Below are 16,038 nucleotides of genomic sequence, written 5' to 3' on the forward strand. Positions count from 1 at the left end.
TTTCACGTGACGGATGCCGAGAAGAGATCGGCGTCGGGGAGTCCGTACATCGCTTCCGCAATCCTCTCGATATGCAGCTCATAATCGGCATCGCGTTCCGGCGGGGTGAAGGGCGCGGGCACTACCGTCACGTTCCGGTCGTCGGCGGTGAACTCGCACCGGAGTTCGTCGCTCTCGATTATCTCGATGTTTCGTTTCCCGAGCGTACAGCCGCTTCCGAGCTGAATGCCGTCGATAATGCAGGACTGCGGCGGCGCACCGGAACAGTACACCCGCACCGACATCCGGAACGGATCGTCACAGAAGGTGTCCCGGACATATCTGCCGATGCGGTAGCCGAGAACAATATATGGTCCGAGGTGGCCGTGGAATGCCGCGAGGTCTTCAATAGAGCACTCTTTGCGGAGATGCATGTATTTGCAGCCCTGATGATCGTGCATACAGATTATTGGAAGGTCGATACTATTAAAGTTGCAAGTTTTCACATCAAATCATATCAACTCCGGATTCGTTGTACCGGATCCCGATATATACTCCGTGCCGGAATACGGGGCTGCAGAGATGAGGAATAGGTGAACGGATGATGAAGGTCACTCCCGTATGGGCGGATAGTCTCGGGGCGAAATCGTTCTGTACTCTCGTGGAAACACCGGATCTTGCGCTGATGATCGACCCGGGCGCATCGATCCTGCAGAAAGGGTTTCCGGCACCCGATGCCGTGAAAGAGGAGCGGCTCAGGGACGCGTGGAAGGCGATCACGGCCGCCGCAGGCAGGGCGACGCATGTTGCCGTAACGCACTATCACCACGACCATTACCGGCAGGAGAGAAGCCTCTATGCCGGGAAACACCTCTACATCAAATCGCCGAACGCCTACGTGAATCGGTCGCAGTGGCACCGCTCCCGGGAGTTCATGCGGTGGTATGCCGCATCGTTCGGCGGCGCTTTGCGGGAGTCGCCCCCCGGGGAAGATACGTTCCCCGATCCCCTGCAGGCCCTGCCGCTCTCAGCCGTTCATACCGGCGGGGATACCGAAAAGCGGCGGCAGCAGTACCGGCGTCACGCCCGGCGATGGACGACGGAGCCGTGGGTGCTGCCGCCGGACGAGAAGGTCGTCTTCTGCGACGGTCGGACGTTCGGCATAGGGAATACCGATCTCCGATTCTCCGCTCCCCTCTTTCACGGCATCGAGTACGCATCGCCCGGGTTTGTGGTGGCGCTCGCTATCGAGCACGCAGCCCGAAAGACGGTCTACACCTCCGACCTTATGGGGCCGCTTCTCGAAGACTATGCGGCCTGGCTCATCGACGAAGCGCCGGACTGCATCCTCCTCGACGGCCCGCCGACGTACCTCCTCGGGCACCTCTTGAGCAGGGAGAACTTCGACCGATGCATCGCAAACCTCCGCCGGATTGCCCGCGAGTGCCCCGGGGCAACCATCCTGCTCGACCACCACGTCACGAGGGACACCCGCTTCCGGGAGCGGATGGAAGGCATCTACGATCTCGCCGGTGTCACGACCGTCGCCGGGTATCTCGGCGAGGAGGTCTTTGCCGATCGGTTCGCCCACCCGGGAGGAGAGGAATGAAAGCCCGGCAGCAGCGAACAGTACCGCCGGCCGATATATATAAAGAGGATCGCCGACACTTTTCGTGCACCCACGCAGGAGATCTGCTGCCGGATGGGCGGACAGGGCAGACATCCCCGGAGGTCAGGATCAATGGAATGGAGCAGGATAAACACCATCAAAGATTACGAGCCGTTCGTCGAAACGGGGACGATCCGGCGCATACAGGATAAGGCCCGGGTGATCAGGGATCTGCATGTCATCCACATGAACTCGACGTACTCGGGCGGCGGGGTGTCGCAGATCCTCTCGTCGCTCGTCATCCTGATGAACAGCCTCGACATCCAGACGGGGTGGCGGGTCATCCACGGCCCACCCGACTTCTTCAGCGTCACCAAAAAGTTTCACAACGCCCTCCAGGGGGGAGGCATCAACCTGACGGAGCGGAAGAAACAGATCTACGAACAGGTAGTCTGCGAGAACACGGTCAGCAACCACCTGGATCACGACCTTGTCATCGTCCACGACCCCCAGCCTCTCCCCCTGATTCGACACTACCGGAAGAAGAGCCCCTGGGTCTGGCGCTGCCACGTCGACCTCTCCAGCCCCAACCGGGAGGTCTGGAACTATCTTCTTCCGTTCATTGAAAAATACGATGCCGTAATCTTAAGCTGCAAGAAATACCGGCAGAATCTCAAAACACCCCAGCTCTTCTTCATGCCGGCCATCGACCCGCTCTCGATCGTCAACCGGGAGATGAGCGAGAAGGAGATCGACGAACGCCTCAACCACTACGGCATTCCGACGGATCTTCCTCTTGTCGTTCAGATATCCCGCTTCGACCGCTGGAAAGACCCCGTAGGTGTCATCCAGGCATTCAGGATGGCCAGAAAAAAGGTGGACGCAACGCTCGTCCTGCTCGGGAACGTGGCGACGGACGACCCCGAAGGGGCGGAAGTATATCGATCGCTTCTCCGGAATCGGGAGGAGCGGATCATCATCCTGAGCCGGCAGGACGGAGCGCTGGTGAATGCGCTCCAGAGAAGGGCAGCCGTCGTCCTGCAGAAATCCATCCGTGAAGGATTCGGCCTTACCGTCGCCGAGGCAATGTGGAAAGGCACCCCCGTCATCGGCGGGAATACGGGGGGGATCAGATACCAGATCACCGACGGGGTGAACGGATTTTTAGTATCCTCCGTCGAGGAGGCGGCCGAACGCATCGTACAGCTGGTCGGCAATCCCGAGCTGGCGGCAGAGATGGGAAAGGCGGCACGAGAGAGCGTCCGGGAGAAGTTCCTCATGACCCGGCTGGTCGAAGAGTATCTCGACCTTATCGATGCGTTCGAGGCGAACTTCACGCTCAGGGAGGGGTTCGGCACCAGGTGAGCCGCTCCGTACCTCATAGCTCCGGGCGTCGGGAACCCTGCTCCCACGATCATCATATCTGCATGGATCTTGCGGTCACCCGCGCCCCGGGTTATGCGTATCCCGGATTAGGATATCCCCGCCGGTTTTTCCCATCCGAAACCCGAGAGCTTTTAAGATAGCGATTCGACATCTCATCGTGAAGAGCATGGACATCCAGGTACTGGGCGTCAGGGGTCTGCCCCTGATCCACGAAGGAGACGATCTTTCCGGCCTGATCGCCGAACGGGTCACGTTCGAGGACGGAGATATACTCTGTATCGCCTCATCGGTCTACTCAAAGGCAAAGGGCTATACCCGCCGCCTCACCGATATCGTCCCGGGCGAGCAGGCCGAACGGATAGCGTCGGGAACACAGGAAGACCCTAGGTTCGTGCAGGCGGTGATCGACAGTTCGAGCGAGATTCTGCTCGAGTATCCCTTCATCCTCTCGGAGCTTCCATCCGGCCATATCGGTGTTCGGGCCGGCGTCGATCACAGCAACATCGAGGACGGCATGATCATCTACCTCCCGCCGGACCCCATGGCCGCCGCAGAGGAGGTGCGGGATGCTCTCCGGGATATCAGCGGAAGAGACGTCCGTGTCATTATCACCGACACCTGCGGACGGGCATTCCGGCGCGGGCAGACCGGCATTGCCATCGGTTGGAGCGGCATGACCGCGATCAACGATTACCGGGGGGATACCGATCTCTTCGGTCACGTGCTCGAGATCACCGAGGAAGCGGTCGTCGACGAGATCGCGGCGTTTGCAAACTTCGTCATGGGTGAGAGCCACCAGGGCGTTCCTGCAGTCGTCTTCAGGAACTGCGGGCGCTGGAAAGGACACGACGCCGTCTACTTCACGCCAAAAGAGGATATCATCAGGTGCGCTCTGAAAAGTATGGAGAAAACAGAATAAAATACCTTTTTAGGGCTCTTTTGTTACGCAACCGGGAACAATGCGTTCAGAATGAATACCGCTGCGCCGATGACCACTGCCGCAACGACCACCGAAACCGGACTGATGTGGATTGCTCGCCGATCTTCGCTGTCATAGTAGTTGACGAGACCCGCAGAGGATACCAGTCTCCCGCCTGATTTTTTTGCCATATAGATGTATTTATCCCTCGGAATATAAAAAGAAGCTACAGACCCATGCTGCCCTCCTCATATACGGTCACCGGCCATGCCCTCCTCGGCGAGGAACTTGACGAGCAGTGCGTCAGCATTATCGTCGAGGACGGTATCATCCGGGCGATAGAGTCTGCATCCCGGGCGCCGGATTTCTGGATTGTCCCGGCCTTCTTCAACGCCCATACGCACTGCGGCGATACCGTCGCCATGGACTGCCCCTGCAGCGGCAGCCTCGCCGATCTCGTCGCTCCTCCGAACGGCCTCAAGCACCGGATCCTCGCGAAAACTCCCCGGCCGCGTCTCGTCGAAGCGATGCACGCGAGCATTCAGACGATGGTGCGGTCGGGCACCCGGGGTTTCGCCGACTTCCGTGAAGGGGGTGCTGACGGGGTTGCCGCCCTCTATGAGGCTGCAGCGGGGCTGCCGATAGCGCCGGTCATCTTCGGCAGGGAAGGGGGGGAGCGCGACGCGGACGGGATAGGGATCAGCAGTATACGGGACGTGGAGGACGTCGAGCGGCAGGTCGCCGAAGCGCGCAGAACGGGTAGACGCGTAGCCTTTCACGCAGGTGAACGCGACGCGGGCGATGTCGACGAAGCGCTTGCCTACGATCCCGACCTGCTCGTGCACTGCACCCATGCCACGGATGCCCAACTCCGCGACTGCGCCGATCGTGCAATCCCGATAGCCATCTGCCCGCGCTCGAACTGGATCCTCGGGGTTGCGGCAACGCCCGCCCGGCCGCCGGTGCAGCGCATGCTCTCCCTCGGATGCCGCGTCTACCTTGGAACGGACAACGTGATGTTCGTTCAGCCGGATATGCTTCAGGAGATGGCATTTCTCTCGGTTGTGTACAATATCTCCGCGGAAGAGATTCTGCGTGCGGCCGTTGCAGGATCGGAACTTACGGGAAGACCATATTTTATCAAAGAAGGGGATCCCGCTAAAATTACTCTCATCAACCCGGCATACGGCAATTTCCGGTTCAGCGAAAATCACCTTGCAACACTGGTACGGCGGGCGGACGCATCTGCTATCGAACAAAATGTTTTAAGCATGAGGTAGAGATTTAGTAAGGAACGGCCGTTTTGTGGGGTAGATATGGTTCGAAAGATACTTGTTGCAGTCGATGGTTCGGAGTCGGGCGAGCGGGCTCTTGGTAAAGCCATCGAGGAAGCAAAAAAATGGGACGCCGATCTCCACGCGATTTACGTCGTTGAGTCGGGTCTCTTTTCGTCGCTGCCGATGGACAATACGCTCGAGGTTATCTACAGCCTCCTCGAAAAGGAGGGAGAAGATCTTCTGGCCGAATCCCGGGCACAGGCCGAGTCGGCAGGGGTCTCCTTAAACACACACATCCGGCAGGGCCACGCGGGCAGCGAGATCATCGCTCTCGCCGAAGAGCTCAGCGCCGATCTGATCCTTCTCGGCTCGCACGGAAAGAGCGAGGTCGACCGCCTTCTTCTCGGTAGTGTTACCGACTATGTCGTGAGGCACAGCAGAATCACGACAACGGTGGTGAGAACATAAGCGTCAGACAGATGCTTGTCCGTGACCACATGGTGGCCGACGTCGTCTGTGTTGAGATCCCGGGAAACAGGGACGACGTTCTCCGCATCCTGAAAAGAACCGGCATTAGCGGAGTACCCGTCTTAAAAGACGGGCAGCTTGTCGGTATCATCACACGAAAAGATCTGCTCAGAAAAGCCGATGAGTCGCAGCTCGGTCTGTTGATGACACCAAATCCCGTCGTCATCAGACCCGACGCACCTCTCCAGGAGGCTGCACAGGTTATGGTGCGGCATAACATCCGCAGGCTTCCCGTCGTCGAGGACGGCGAAATGATCGGGATCATCAGCGTTGCCGATCTCGTCGCCGCCATCGCCCAGATGCGCCTCTCCAGCTCGATCAAAGACCACTACGTGAGCAAGACCTACGCCCTCTGGGAGGATACGCCCCTGACCCTCGTCGGGAGGATCCTTGAAGTATCGGGGTTCGACGCAATTCCGATCCTCACCGAGGACGGAACACTCACCGGGATCATCTCGGAGCGCGACCTGATCCGCCACTCACGGATCGAGGACAGTATCGAGGTCAGCGACTTCTCGAACGGCACGGATGACGACGAGTGGACGTGGGAGAGCATCCGCGACATGCATACCATCAGCTACGGGATCTCGAAGATCCAGCTCCTGCCGATACCGGTGAAGAACGCCATGGTCAAGAACGTGCTCGCAGTCCCGCTCAACGCCGAGATCAGCGAATGCGCCCTGAAGATGAAACGGGCGAAAGTCGACCAGCTCCCGGTGGTCAACGGCAACAAACGACTCGTTGCCATGCTCTTTGACCGCGAGCTGATCAAGGCCCTGCTGCCGGAGCAGGATTCCCGCCAAAACTTTTAAGGGATAATACTCATATACAATGAATGTACTCTATCATACCGTGCCGAAGTGCGGTTTGACAACAAGATTTATGTTTTATCGTGCCACTATATACGCTGAAGCGCTTTTGACTGATTTATAGCGTTTTAGTGATTTTAGGGGGTGTTTCAATGTCTGATATTTCCCAGATGACCTATAAAGGTACAACAACGGTCGGTCTGGTCTTCAAAGACGGCGTCATTCTCGCGACCGAGATGCGGGCGACGATGGGGAACCTCATCGCCAGCAAACGTGCCAAGAAGATCTACCAGATCACGAAGAGAGTAGGAATGACCACGGCCGGCGGGGTGGGCGATGCCCAGCAACTCGTCCGCCTCATGCAGGTGGAGTCGAGCCTCTACGAGGTGCGCCGCAGCAAGACGATGTCGGTCGGAGCGGTCTCGACACTGCTCTCGAATTACCTGAACCAGAACCGGTATTATCCCTACTACGTCCAGCTCCTCGTCGGCGGCTTCGACGACAAAGGGCCTTCAATCTACTCGGTCGACGCCATGGGCGGAGCCACGAAAGAGGAGGAGATTGTAGCGACCGGATCCGGGTCACCGTTTGCGTACGGTATCCTCGAGGATCAGTACCGCGAAGGCATGGACGAAGCGGAAGCGCGAGACCTCGCGGTTCGTGCGGTAAAGACTGCCATGCGCCGTGACGCCGGTTCCGGCGGGGACATCATGCTCGTCGTGATAACCAGGGACAAATACGAAGAAACCATCGAACGCGGGCTGCAGGCATCGTCTGTCGCCCTCCCGACAACCTAACCTTTTTTGGACGATAGTGATGTTAATAGAGGAGAGGCTTAAGGAACTCAAGGATCAGATCGACAAGATTATACCGAGCGGTATTACGGTCTCTGAAGTTGAGTTCGAGGGACCGGAGCTGGTAATCTATACCGACGATCCCAAGAAGTTTGCCGACCAGGCGGATCTCATCAAGATTCTCGCACGCGACCTGCGCAAGCGGATCGTCGTACGTCCGAATATCCTCGAAGATCCGGAACGGGCTGCAGGTGAAATCCGATCGGTCGTTCCGGAGAATGCCGGTATTACCGACCTGTTCTTCGATCCCGAGACGGGAGAAGTGCTGATCGAAGCGGAGAAACCCGGCGTCGTCATCGGGAAGAACGGCGCCACGCTTCGGGAGATCACGAAGCAGATCGGCTGGACGCCGAAGGTCGTCAGGACGCCGCCGATCGAGAGCTCGACCGTCAAACAGATACGAACGTTTCTCAGATCCGTCAAGGACGAACGGAAAACGTTCCTTCGGACCATCGGAAGGCGTATCCACCGCGAGGTCACGAGCAAGGATCAGTGGCTCCGGGTGACAACGCTCGGGTGCTGCCGTGAGGTCGGAAGGGCGGCGTTCCTCGTCTCGACACCGGAGAGCAAGATCCTCATCGATTGCGGCGAAAAGCCGGGCAGCACGACCAACGGAACGCCCTACATCTATGTGCCGGAGATCTATCCCCTGAGCAGCGTCGATGCGGTGGTGCTCACGCATGCACACCTCGATCACTGCGCACTCGTCCCCCTCCTCTTCAAATACGGATACGAAGGCCCGGTCTACGCGACGCCGCCGACGAGGGATCTCTCGGCAATGCTCCAGCTCGACTACATCGATGTCGTGCGGAAAGAGAGCGACAAGATACCATATACCTCAAACGAGGTCAAGACGTACATCAAGCACTCGATAACGCTGAACTACGGAAGCGTCACCGATATCGCACCCGACGTCAAGCTCACCTTCCACAATGCCGGCCATATCCTCGGCTCCGCAGTCGCCCACTTCCATATCGGCGAAGGGCTCTACAATATCGCATTCACCGGCGACTTCAACTACCAGAAGAGCCGTCTCTTCAGCCCGGCGGTCTCGTCTTTCCCCCGCCTCGAGGCACTCTTCATGGAGAGTACCTACGGCGGTTCGAACGATATGCAGCCCCAGCGGAAAGATGCAGAGGACAAGCTGTACGAGACCATCACCACCACCGTGAACCGGGGTGGCAAGGTGATCATCCCGGCGTTCGCCGTCGGGCGGTCGCAGGAAGTGATGCTCGCTCTCGAGGAGGGTATCAGGAACAAGAAGATCCCGCCCGTGAAGATCTATCTCGACGGCATGATCCGCGAGGCAACGGCGATCCACACCACGTACCCCGAGTACCTGAACAACGATCTCCGGAACCAGATCTTCCGGGAAGGCTTAAACCCGTTCCTCGCGGAGTGCTTCGTCCAGGTGGACTCACCCGACCGGCGGGAGAAGGTCATCACCGGAGACCCGTGCGTCATCATCACCACGAGCGGTATGCTCAACGGCGGCCCGGTGATGGAGTACCTCAAGATGCTCGGCCCGGACGAGAGGAACACCCTCGTCTTCGTCGGGTACCAGGCCGACGGAACCCTCGGACGGCGCATCCAGAAGGGATGGCGTGAGATCCCCCTCGGGTGGCGCGAGACGATCGTCATCAACCTCGAGATCGCTACGATCGACGGGTTCTCCGGCCACTCCGACCGCAAACAGCTGATGAACTACATCTCCCACCTGCAGCCCCGTCCCGAGAAGATCTTCACCATCCACGGCGACGAGAACAAGACGATCGATCTTGCAAGCTCAATCTACAAGCGATACCATATTGAAACGCATTCGCCCCTGAACCTCGAAACCTACCGCATGGTCTAGAGATGCTGCAGCGAGCATCGCTTCTCCTCGGAGTATTCGCGGTGATGGCGCTCTCAAACGCCATCGTCCCGGTACTCCCCGATTTTGGCAAAGGAGCGGCACTGCAGGGCGCAATCTTCTCCGCATATTTTTTCGGAGCTTTCCTGACGGTTCTCCCCGCCGGGCTTGCCAGCGACCGTATCGGCCGGGTGCCGCTCGTTCGCGCAGGCCTTATCCTGACCCTCGCAAGCGGCATCGCCATCATACTCTTTCCGTCGGGACTGCCGATGGTCGCTGCCCGCGGCCTCGAAGGGGTCGGGGCGGGGCTCTTCGTTTCTGCAGCGCTTGCATGGACAAACTCGCAGGAGAGTCACGAAACGTTGAGCGGTTACTTCATGGCGGCACTGAACCTCGGGCTTGTCGTCGGGCTGCTCGGAACCGGATGGCTTGACGGGATTCTGGCCTCTTCCCTCGCCGGGGTCGCCCTCTTCACGGGCATTACCATCATCCCTCTGGTGATGAGCATCTCTCTTACCGAACAGATCCGGGAGAACCTCATCGTGGCGAATCTCCCGGAGGTTATCCGCCACTATATCTGGCTCTACATTGCCGCGGTCGTGCTGATCGGGGTCACCGGGGCGGTCACCGCCCTCTACCCGGAATATACCGGCGAAAACCCCGGACTCCTCAGCATCCAGATCGGGCTTATGAATATCGCCACCATCGTTACGATTCTCCTCGCCTCGCACGCTCACTTACGTCCCGTCCCGACCATCCGCATCTCTGCGGTCGCCATGGCAATCGCGGTCGCAGGGTGCTACTTCACCCCGTGGGCGTTTCCCGTCATAGGAGCCTTCGCCGGTTTTGTTATCGTCGCCTCGCTTTCGTTCCTCGCAGAGACGAACCTCCGGCAGGGTGTGGTCACGGGTCTCTTTAACACCGCCACCTATGCCGGGTTTACCCTTCTCCCGTTCATCGCGGGGATCGTCGCCGAAGCGAGCACCTTCTTCGCGGCATTCGCATTCCTTGCGGCGATCGTCGGAACGATGGCATTCACCATCGGCCGCTGCCAGTGCACCTACGGCGGCTGATTAAGGGTTCGCTGCCGGCATATAGTACCTCCGCACATAGTAGCTTCCATGCAGATGCTTATCGACGGGGATTGGACCGATGCAGAGAGCGGCGAGACCATCGCGGTCGAAAACCCCGCTACCGGAACGGTGTTCGATACCGTACCGCTCGGGGATGCCGGAGATCTCGGACGGGCGGTCGATGCCGCTACCGGTGCATTCGATGCGTGGTCGCATCGTTCACTGCGGGATCGCGGCAGGGTTCTCTTCACAGGTGCAGAAGAGGTGCGGCGGCGAAACGGCGAGCTCGCCGCCCTGCTGACCGCCGAGCAGGGGAAGCCGTATCGCGAGGCGCTCGATGAGATCAACGGATTTGCAAATACCCTCGAGTACTACGGCAGCCTTTCGGCATCTCTCCGCGGCGATTACGCGAAGCTCCCCGGCTACGGTCACGCACTCGTGGCAAAGGTGCCGCTCGGCGTCTGCGGGGCGATCATCCCCTGGAATATGCCGGCACTCATTATGGGGTGGAAGATCGGGCCTGCACTCGCCGCCGGCAATACCATGGTGCTCAAGCCCGCAAGCACCGCTCCCCTCACCTGCCTGACTCTTGCCGGCATACTCGGGGGTGCAGGCCTTCCGGGTGGGGTTCTGAACCTGGTCACGGGCTCAGGGGAGACCGTCGGTCGTGCCATAGCCCGCCATCCGGCTATCCGGAAGGTATCGTTCACTGGCGAGGTCGAGACCGGGAAACAGGTCATGGCCGATGCAGCACCGGCGATGAAACGGGTGACCCTGGAACTTGGGGGGAGCGATCCGATGATCGTCTGTGCCGATGCCGATCTCGCCGAGGCGGTCGAAGGAGCGGTCAGAGGACGGTTTTACAACTGCGGACAGACATGCACGGCGGTCAAAAGACTCTTCGTCTTCGAAGAGATCGCCGATCGCTTCACCGAGATGCTGACGGAGCGGGTCGGGTCGATCACGGTCGGAGACGGGATGCAGAAAGGAGTGACCATGGGACCACTCAATAACCGGACGGTGCTTGACCGGATCGCCGCCCAGGTGGCACAGGTTCGGGAGCGGGACGAAGGAAGTGTCCTCACCGGCGGAGACATGCCGGAAGGTCAGGCGTTCGAGGGCGGCTACTATTATGCACCGACGGTGGTCTCCGGCGTCCCTGATGATTCGGTGCTGCTAACCGAGGAGGTCTTCGGACCGGTGCTCCCCGTCGTTGCCGTCGGCAGCCTCGAAGAAGCGCTCGCCTACGCGAACCGCACCCGTTTCGGACTCGGCGCCTCCGTGTGGACAAAGAATATCGGGGATATCACCCAGGCATGCGAAGGGCTCCGGGCGGGGATGGTCTGGGTCAATCAGCACCTTCGCATCCCGCCGGAGGTGCCGTTCGGCGGCGTCAACGAGAGTGGCCTATACCGGGAGAACGGATACGATGCGCTCGAGAACTACCTCGAGCGGAAGACGGTGCTGATCAGGCCGTAGACATGCCTTCCCGGTTCCCGGGGAGAATATTTTTCTTGTGCGCAACCAGTAGATCGCAGAGTTCGGCGACCAGGTTCTTGGAGGTGTGGTGTGTTGGGGGCTTCGCCCGCCGATAACGCTCCCGGGCATACCGATTGCATCATAAATAATTTTATATATCCTGGGGTTTATTCCCCGCTCTCCAGGGGGGAGGGAAAGAGAATGAGACAGATTGTATGGGCATGCGTTCTCCTCATCATAGGGATGGTAGCCGTGACATCGGCTATTCCGATGGGCAGTGAGAATGCTACGATGGGCAATGAGTCGAACGCGACCGGTGCACCCGGCAACCAGACGATGGGAAACCAGACCGGCAATATGACCCTTGTCGATGTGATCCAGCAGGACCCGAACCTGACCACCCTTTCGACAGCGCTCGACGCGGCCAACCTGACCGGGGCGCTTCAAACCGGCGGGCCGTATACCGTCTTTGCACCGGACAACGCAGCGTTTGAGGCACTCGGCAACGAGACCGTCGGAACGCTGCTGAGCAATCAGGATCAGCTCACGGCAGTTCTCCAGTACCATGTAGTCGCCGGCGAGTACACACCGGAGCAGCTGATGAACATGACCCAGCAGCAGAACCAGACCGACGGAGGTATCTTCGGCTTCTTAAGCGGCCTCTTCGGCGGCGGTCAGAACGAGACGCAGAACCAGACCGGGAACATGACCGGGAACGGAACGACGTTGCAGACACTCCTTGGCGAAAACATCACGGTAACCCAGGAGAACGGCCAGCTGGTTCTGAACAACGATACGTACGTTGTTCAGGATATTAACACCAGCACGGGTGTCCTTTACGTCATCGACAAGGTGCTCATACCGCCGAACATGACGATTGGCAACATGACCGGCAACCAGACGATGGGTAACCAGACCACTGACAACATAACCGGCAACCAGACGGCGTAACCGTATCGTCCGGGAGCGTTGCTCCCGAAGTTCTCATTTTTTATCACTGAATGATGTTTCCGGGCGCGGGGGCAGAGGCACCCGGGCTCCGAAAGGGAGCATTACCCTCAAGGCGGCCGATTCTTCTCCGTCACACGCCGGGCGTACCATTCAAGCAGTTTAAATTATAATAATCATTAAATACAATAAGCGAGACCCCAAAAGAGGGATGAACATGAAACATACACATCTCCTATCTCTCGGTCTCATTCTTCTTCTCACCCTGCCCGCAGTAACCATAGCGGTATCCATCGGGGAAGAGGCCGTCACGCTGAACAGCAGCGGGAACTTCACCATTCTGCCGGAAAACTCATTACAACCGTACATTATCCACGAGAACTCGGCTCTCGGCGCGCTCAATGCCGCAGCAGAGGCCGGGGGCTTTAATTATACGGTCTCTGAAGATCTTCCGGCAGAGCAGGGCATCCTGACCGTCACCTCGATCGCCGGAACCGAAAGGGGCACCATGAACGATACGGAGAATGCGTGGATGCTTCGGGTTAACGGCAAGGAGATCTCCGCAGGTCCTGCCAGGGTACGGTTGAACGACAGCGATAGTGTGGTATACTCCTACGGTCCTACGGGTCACGCCGTGCAGAATGCAGAGTACACCCTGAACATATCGGTGAACGTGACGGAGCCTGGAACCGTCGGCAACCAGACAGCCAATATGACGCTGGTCGACGTAATCGGCCAGAACGGGAATCTGACCATTCTTGCCCAGGCGATCGGTGCAGCCAACCTGACCGAGGCGCTTCAAACCGGCGGGCCGTACACCGTCTTTGCTCCGAATGACGAGGCCTTCCAGGCACTCGGCAACGACACGATCGGGGCGCTTGTCAACGATACCGCGAACCTGACGATGATCCTGCAGTACCACGTCGTCGAAGGCAACTACACATCCGAGCAGCTCCTGATGATGCTGCAGAACCAGACCGTGAACCAGACCGTGAACCAGACCGTGAACCAGACCGTGAACCAGACCGTGAACCAGAACATGACCCCGCAGCAGGCGACGGTCACGCTGCAGACGCTGCTCGGCGAAAACCTGACGGTCACACTCAATCAGACGACGAACGAGGTGATGGTGAACAACGCATCCGTCATCCAGCCCGACCTCAACGCCAGCAATGGCGTTATCCACATCGTCGACCGGGTCCTGATACCGGATAACGTGACACCTCCGGCTTCGGAAGCGGGGATTGTTACCCCGAATGCACCGCAACCGGTGGAGATAGCCGGGAGCTCATCTGATCTGACGATCGTCAACAGGACGATGTAGCCGGGTTTATCCTTCTCTCAATCCATCTATTTTTCCAGATTTCAATGCCAGAACCCGTGGTTTTGAACCGGTGCACTTCCGATGGGGTCACTGAAGCTCACACCGAACCTCCATGACGAGAGCAGGACCGAGGCATTTCAAACATTATATACTTCTTATAATAATATTTATATACTATGAAGCAGATTGCTCGGAAGCCTCTATGGAGGGGTTCATATGAACAAATATGCCGTTCTCAGTATGTGCATTCTGGTTCTGCTGGCCATACCTGCCGTCACCACGGCTGCGCTGGTTGGAGAAGAGAATGCCACAATGGATAATGAAAGCAACATGACGACGATGCCCGGCAATATGACCGGCAACCAGACAGCCAATATGACGCTGGTCGACGTAATCGGCCAGAACGGGAATCTGACCATTCTTGCCCAGGCGATCGGTGCAGCCAACCTGACCGAGGCGCTTCAAACCGGCGGGCCGTACACCGTCTTTGCTCCGAATGACGAGGCCTTCCAGGCACTCGGCAACGACACGATCGGGGCGCTTGTCAACGATACCGCGAACCTGACGATGATCCTGCAGTACCACGTCGTCGAAGGCAACTACACATCCGAGCAGCTCCTGATGATGCTGCAGAACCAGACCGTGAACCAGACCGACAACGTGACCCAGAACCAGACCGTGAACCAGACCGTGAACCAGACCGACAACGTGACCCAGAACCAGACGATGGATCAGAACATGACCCCGCAGCAGGCGACGGTCATGCTGCAGACGCTGCTCGGCGAGAACCTGACGGTCACACTCAACCAGACGACGAACGAGGTGATGGTCAACAATGCCACGGTAGTCACAGCCGACCTCAACGCCAGCAATGGTGTTATCCACATCATCGATGCGGTGCTCCTGCCGCCGAATATGACGATCGAGAGTATGACTGCCGACAACATGACAGCGGATAACCAGACCGCCCCGAAAGGAGCGACATTCTCTCTCGACGGGAACACCATGACCTGGATTAACCCGGCTTGATTGCAGAACGATCGTGTCTGACAGACCGGTAGCACACGCCGTTCCCGGAACGGTGTGTGCACTCCAATTTTAAGCCGTTCAACGGGCATCCCCTGCCCACAGGTACTATCATCGGCAGCCCGCCGGCAGTGCAGCCACTCATGACCGTTTTGTGATCTCTGTGAGATTATGCGTTGATTCTTCCATCCACCGATCTTCAGGTGGAGAGCGAAGCCAAATCCGGGGCACTGTGCTCCGAATTTTCCTGACTTGCAGAGGATAGTGACAGATCATTCTGCAGAATTGTTTTCCCGGCGATTTACAGGATTGCGCAACCATCAGTCCGGCTACTGGAGAATCCGGAGACGACACAGCATAAAGAGTGCACTATAATAACTTTTATATAAAATGTCGAAGATTGCACCCGAGCCTCTATGGAGGGGTCCGTATGAACAAATATGTCCTTCTGAGTGTGTGCATTCTCTTTCTCATGGTTATCCCTGCCATTGCCGTGGCGGCGCCGATGGGTGAGGGGAGTGCCGCCACAGGTAATGAGAGTATAACTATCGTTGTCAACGACACCAATGCAACAGCCGCCAACCAGACCGCCGGCAACCAGACGATGGATAACCAGACCATGGGCAATGTGACGAACCAGACGATGGGGAACCAGACCGGCAACATGACCCTTGTTGCCATGATCAACCAGGATCAGAATCTGAGCATTCTTGCCCAGGCGATCAACGCGACTAACCTGACCGGGGCGCTTCAAACCGGCGGGCCGTACACTATCTTTGCACCGAACGATGCAGCGTTTGAAGCGCTCGGCAACGAAACCATCAACCAGCTCCTGAACAATACCGACCAGCTCGCGGCAATTCTCCAGTACCACGTCGTCGAGGGTAACTACACCTCCGAGCAGCTCCTGAACATGACGCAGAACCAGACACAGAACCAGACCGCCAACATGACGCAGAACCAGACACAGAACCA

At 58.3% G+C, this 16,038-nt stretch carries 16 protein-coding genes; 14 read left to right on the top strand and 2 right to left on the bottom strand.

Annotated features, from left to right (window positions below):
- Positions 1–2: 2 nt before the first annotated feature.
- On the bottom strand, positions 3–440 hold the full coding sequence (locus tag ABH15_RS11365) for a formylmethanofuran dehydrogenase subunit E family protein (protein WP_128694510.1): 438 nt from the start codon (positions 438–440) through the stop codon (positions 3–5).
- Positions 441–580: 140 nt separating this feature from the next.
- On the opposite strand from ABH15_RS11365, the gene ABH15_RS11370 reads away from it, so the two are divergent.
- From ABH15_RS11370 to ABH15_RS11380, 3 genes are all read left to right on the top strand, one after another.
- Positions 581–1,588 carry an MBL fold metallo-hydrolase gene (locus tag ABH15_RS11370; protein ID WP_128694511.1) on the top strand — a complete coding sequence of 336 codons (1,008 nt, stop codon included), beginning with the start codon at positions 581–583 and terminating at the stop codon, positions 1,586–1,588.
- 132 nt (positions 1,589–1,720) lie between these two features.
- Complete coding sequence (locus ABH15_RS11375; protein WP_128694512.1) at positions 1,721–2,953, top strand: glycosyltransferase; 1,233 nt, start codon at positions 1,721–1,723, stop codon at positions 2,951–2,953.
- 187 nt (positions 2,954–3,140) lie between these two features.
- Positions 3,141–3,893, top strand: coding sequence for a coenzyme F420-0:L-glutamate ligase (locus ABH15_RS11380; RefSeq protein WP_128694789.1), 753 nt, complete (start codon positions 3,141–3,143; stop codon positions 3,891–3,893).
- A gap of 23 nt (positions 3,894–3,916) precedes the next feature.
- On the opposite strand, the gene ABH15_RS11385 is transcribed toward ABH15_RS11380, so the two are convergent.
- Positions 3,917–4,084, bottom strand: coding sequence for a preprotein translocase subunit Sec61beta (locus tag ABH15_RS11385; RefSeq protein ID WP_128694513.1), 168 nt, complete (start codon positions 4,082–4,084; stop codon positions 3,917–3,919).
- Positions 4,085–4,129: 45 nt separating this feature from the next.
- Here ABH15_RS11385 and ABH15_RS11390 point away from each other — a divergent pair, with 45 nt between their 5' ends.
- The 11 genes from ABH15_RS11390 to ABH15_RS11440 form a co-directional block, all read left to right on the top strand.
- The gene (locus ABH15_RS11390; protein ID WP_128694514.1) at positions 4,130–5,173 is read left to right on the top strand and encodes an amidohydrolase family protein; all 1,044 of its coding nucleotides are present in this window, start codon (positions 4,130–4,132) and stop codon (positions 5,171–5,173) included.
- Positions 5,174–5,209: 36 nt separating this feature from the next.
- The gene (locus ABH15_RS11395; RefSeq protein WP_128694515.1) at positions 5,210–5,638 is read left to right on the top strand and encodes a universal stress protein; all 429 of its coding nucleotides are present in this window, start codon (positions 5,210–5,212) and stop codon (positions 5,636–5,638) included.
- Between the two features lie 11 nt (positions 5,639–5,649).
- A complete protein-coding gene (locus ABH15_RS11400) occupies positions 5,650–6,510 on the top strand; it encodes a CBS domain-containing protein (protein WP_128694516.1) in 861 nt (286 codons plus the stop codon).
- A gap of 149 nt (positions 6,511–6,659) precedes the next feature.
- Complete coding sequence (gene psmB / locus ABH15_RS11405) at positions 6,660–7,304, top strand: archaeal proteasome endopeptidase complex subunit beta (protein WP_128694517.1); 645 nt, start codon at positions 6,660–6,662, stop codon at positions 7,302–7,304.
- A 19-nt stretch (positions 7,305–7,323) separates the two neighbouring features.
- A complete protein-coding gene (locus tag ABH15_RS11410; RefSeq protein ID WP_128694518.1) occupies positions 7,324–9,216 on the top strand; it encodes a beta-CASP ribonuclease aCPSF1 in 1,893 nt (630 codons plus the stop codon).
- A gap of 2 nt (positions 9,217–9,218) precedes the next feature.
- Positions 9,219–10,286 (top strand): MFS transporter, encoded by a 1,068-nt coding sequence (locus ABH15_RS11415; protein ID WP_128694519.1) that lies wholly within the window; start codon positions 9,219–9,221, stop codon positions 10,284–10,286.
- Positions 10,287–10,334: 48 nt separating this feature from the next.
- Positions 10,335–11,765 carry an aldehyde dehydrogenase family protein gene (locus ABH15_RS11420; RefSeq protein WP_128694520.1) on the top strand — a complete coding sequence of 477 codons (1,431 nt, stop codon included), beginning with the start codon at positions 10,335–10,337 and terminating at the stop codon, positions 11,763–11,765.
- 201 nt (positions 11,766–11,966) lie between these two features.
- Positions 11,967–12,716, top strand: coding sequence for a fasciclin domain-containing protein (locus ABH15_RS11425; protein WP_128694521.1), 750 nt, complete (start codon positions 11,967–11,969; stop codon positions 12,714–12,716).
- A 214-nt stretch (positions 12,717–12,930) separates the two neighbouring features.
- Positions 12,931–14,037 carry a fasciclin domain-containing protein gene (locus ABH15_RS11430; RefSeq protein WP_164913739.1) on the top strand — a complete coding sequence of 369 codons (1,107 nt, stop codon included), beginning with the start codon at positions 12,931–12,933 and terminating at the stop codon, positions 14,035–14,037.
- 216 nt (positions 14,038–14,253) lie between these two features.
- Positions 14,254–15,066 (top strand): fasciclin domain-containing protein, encoded by an 813-nt coding sequence (locus tag ABH15_RS11435; RefSeq protein ID WP_128694523.1) that lies wholly within the window; start codon positions 14,254–14,256, stop codon positions 15,064–15,066.
- Between the two features lie 469 nt (positions 15,067–15,535).
- A partial coding sequence (locus ABH15_RS11440; protein ID WP_241648099.1) for a fasciclin domain-containing protein occupies positions 15,536–16,038 on the top strand: 503 nt, incomplete at its 3' end.

Source organism: Methanoculleus taiwanensis (assembly GCF_004102725.1).
Classification (GTDB): Archaea; Halobacteriota; Methanomicrobia; order Methanomicrobiales; family Methanoculleaceae; genus Methanoculleus_A; species Methanoculleus_A taiwanensis.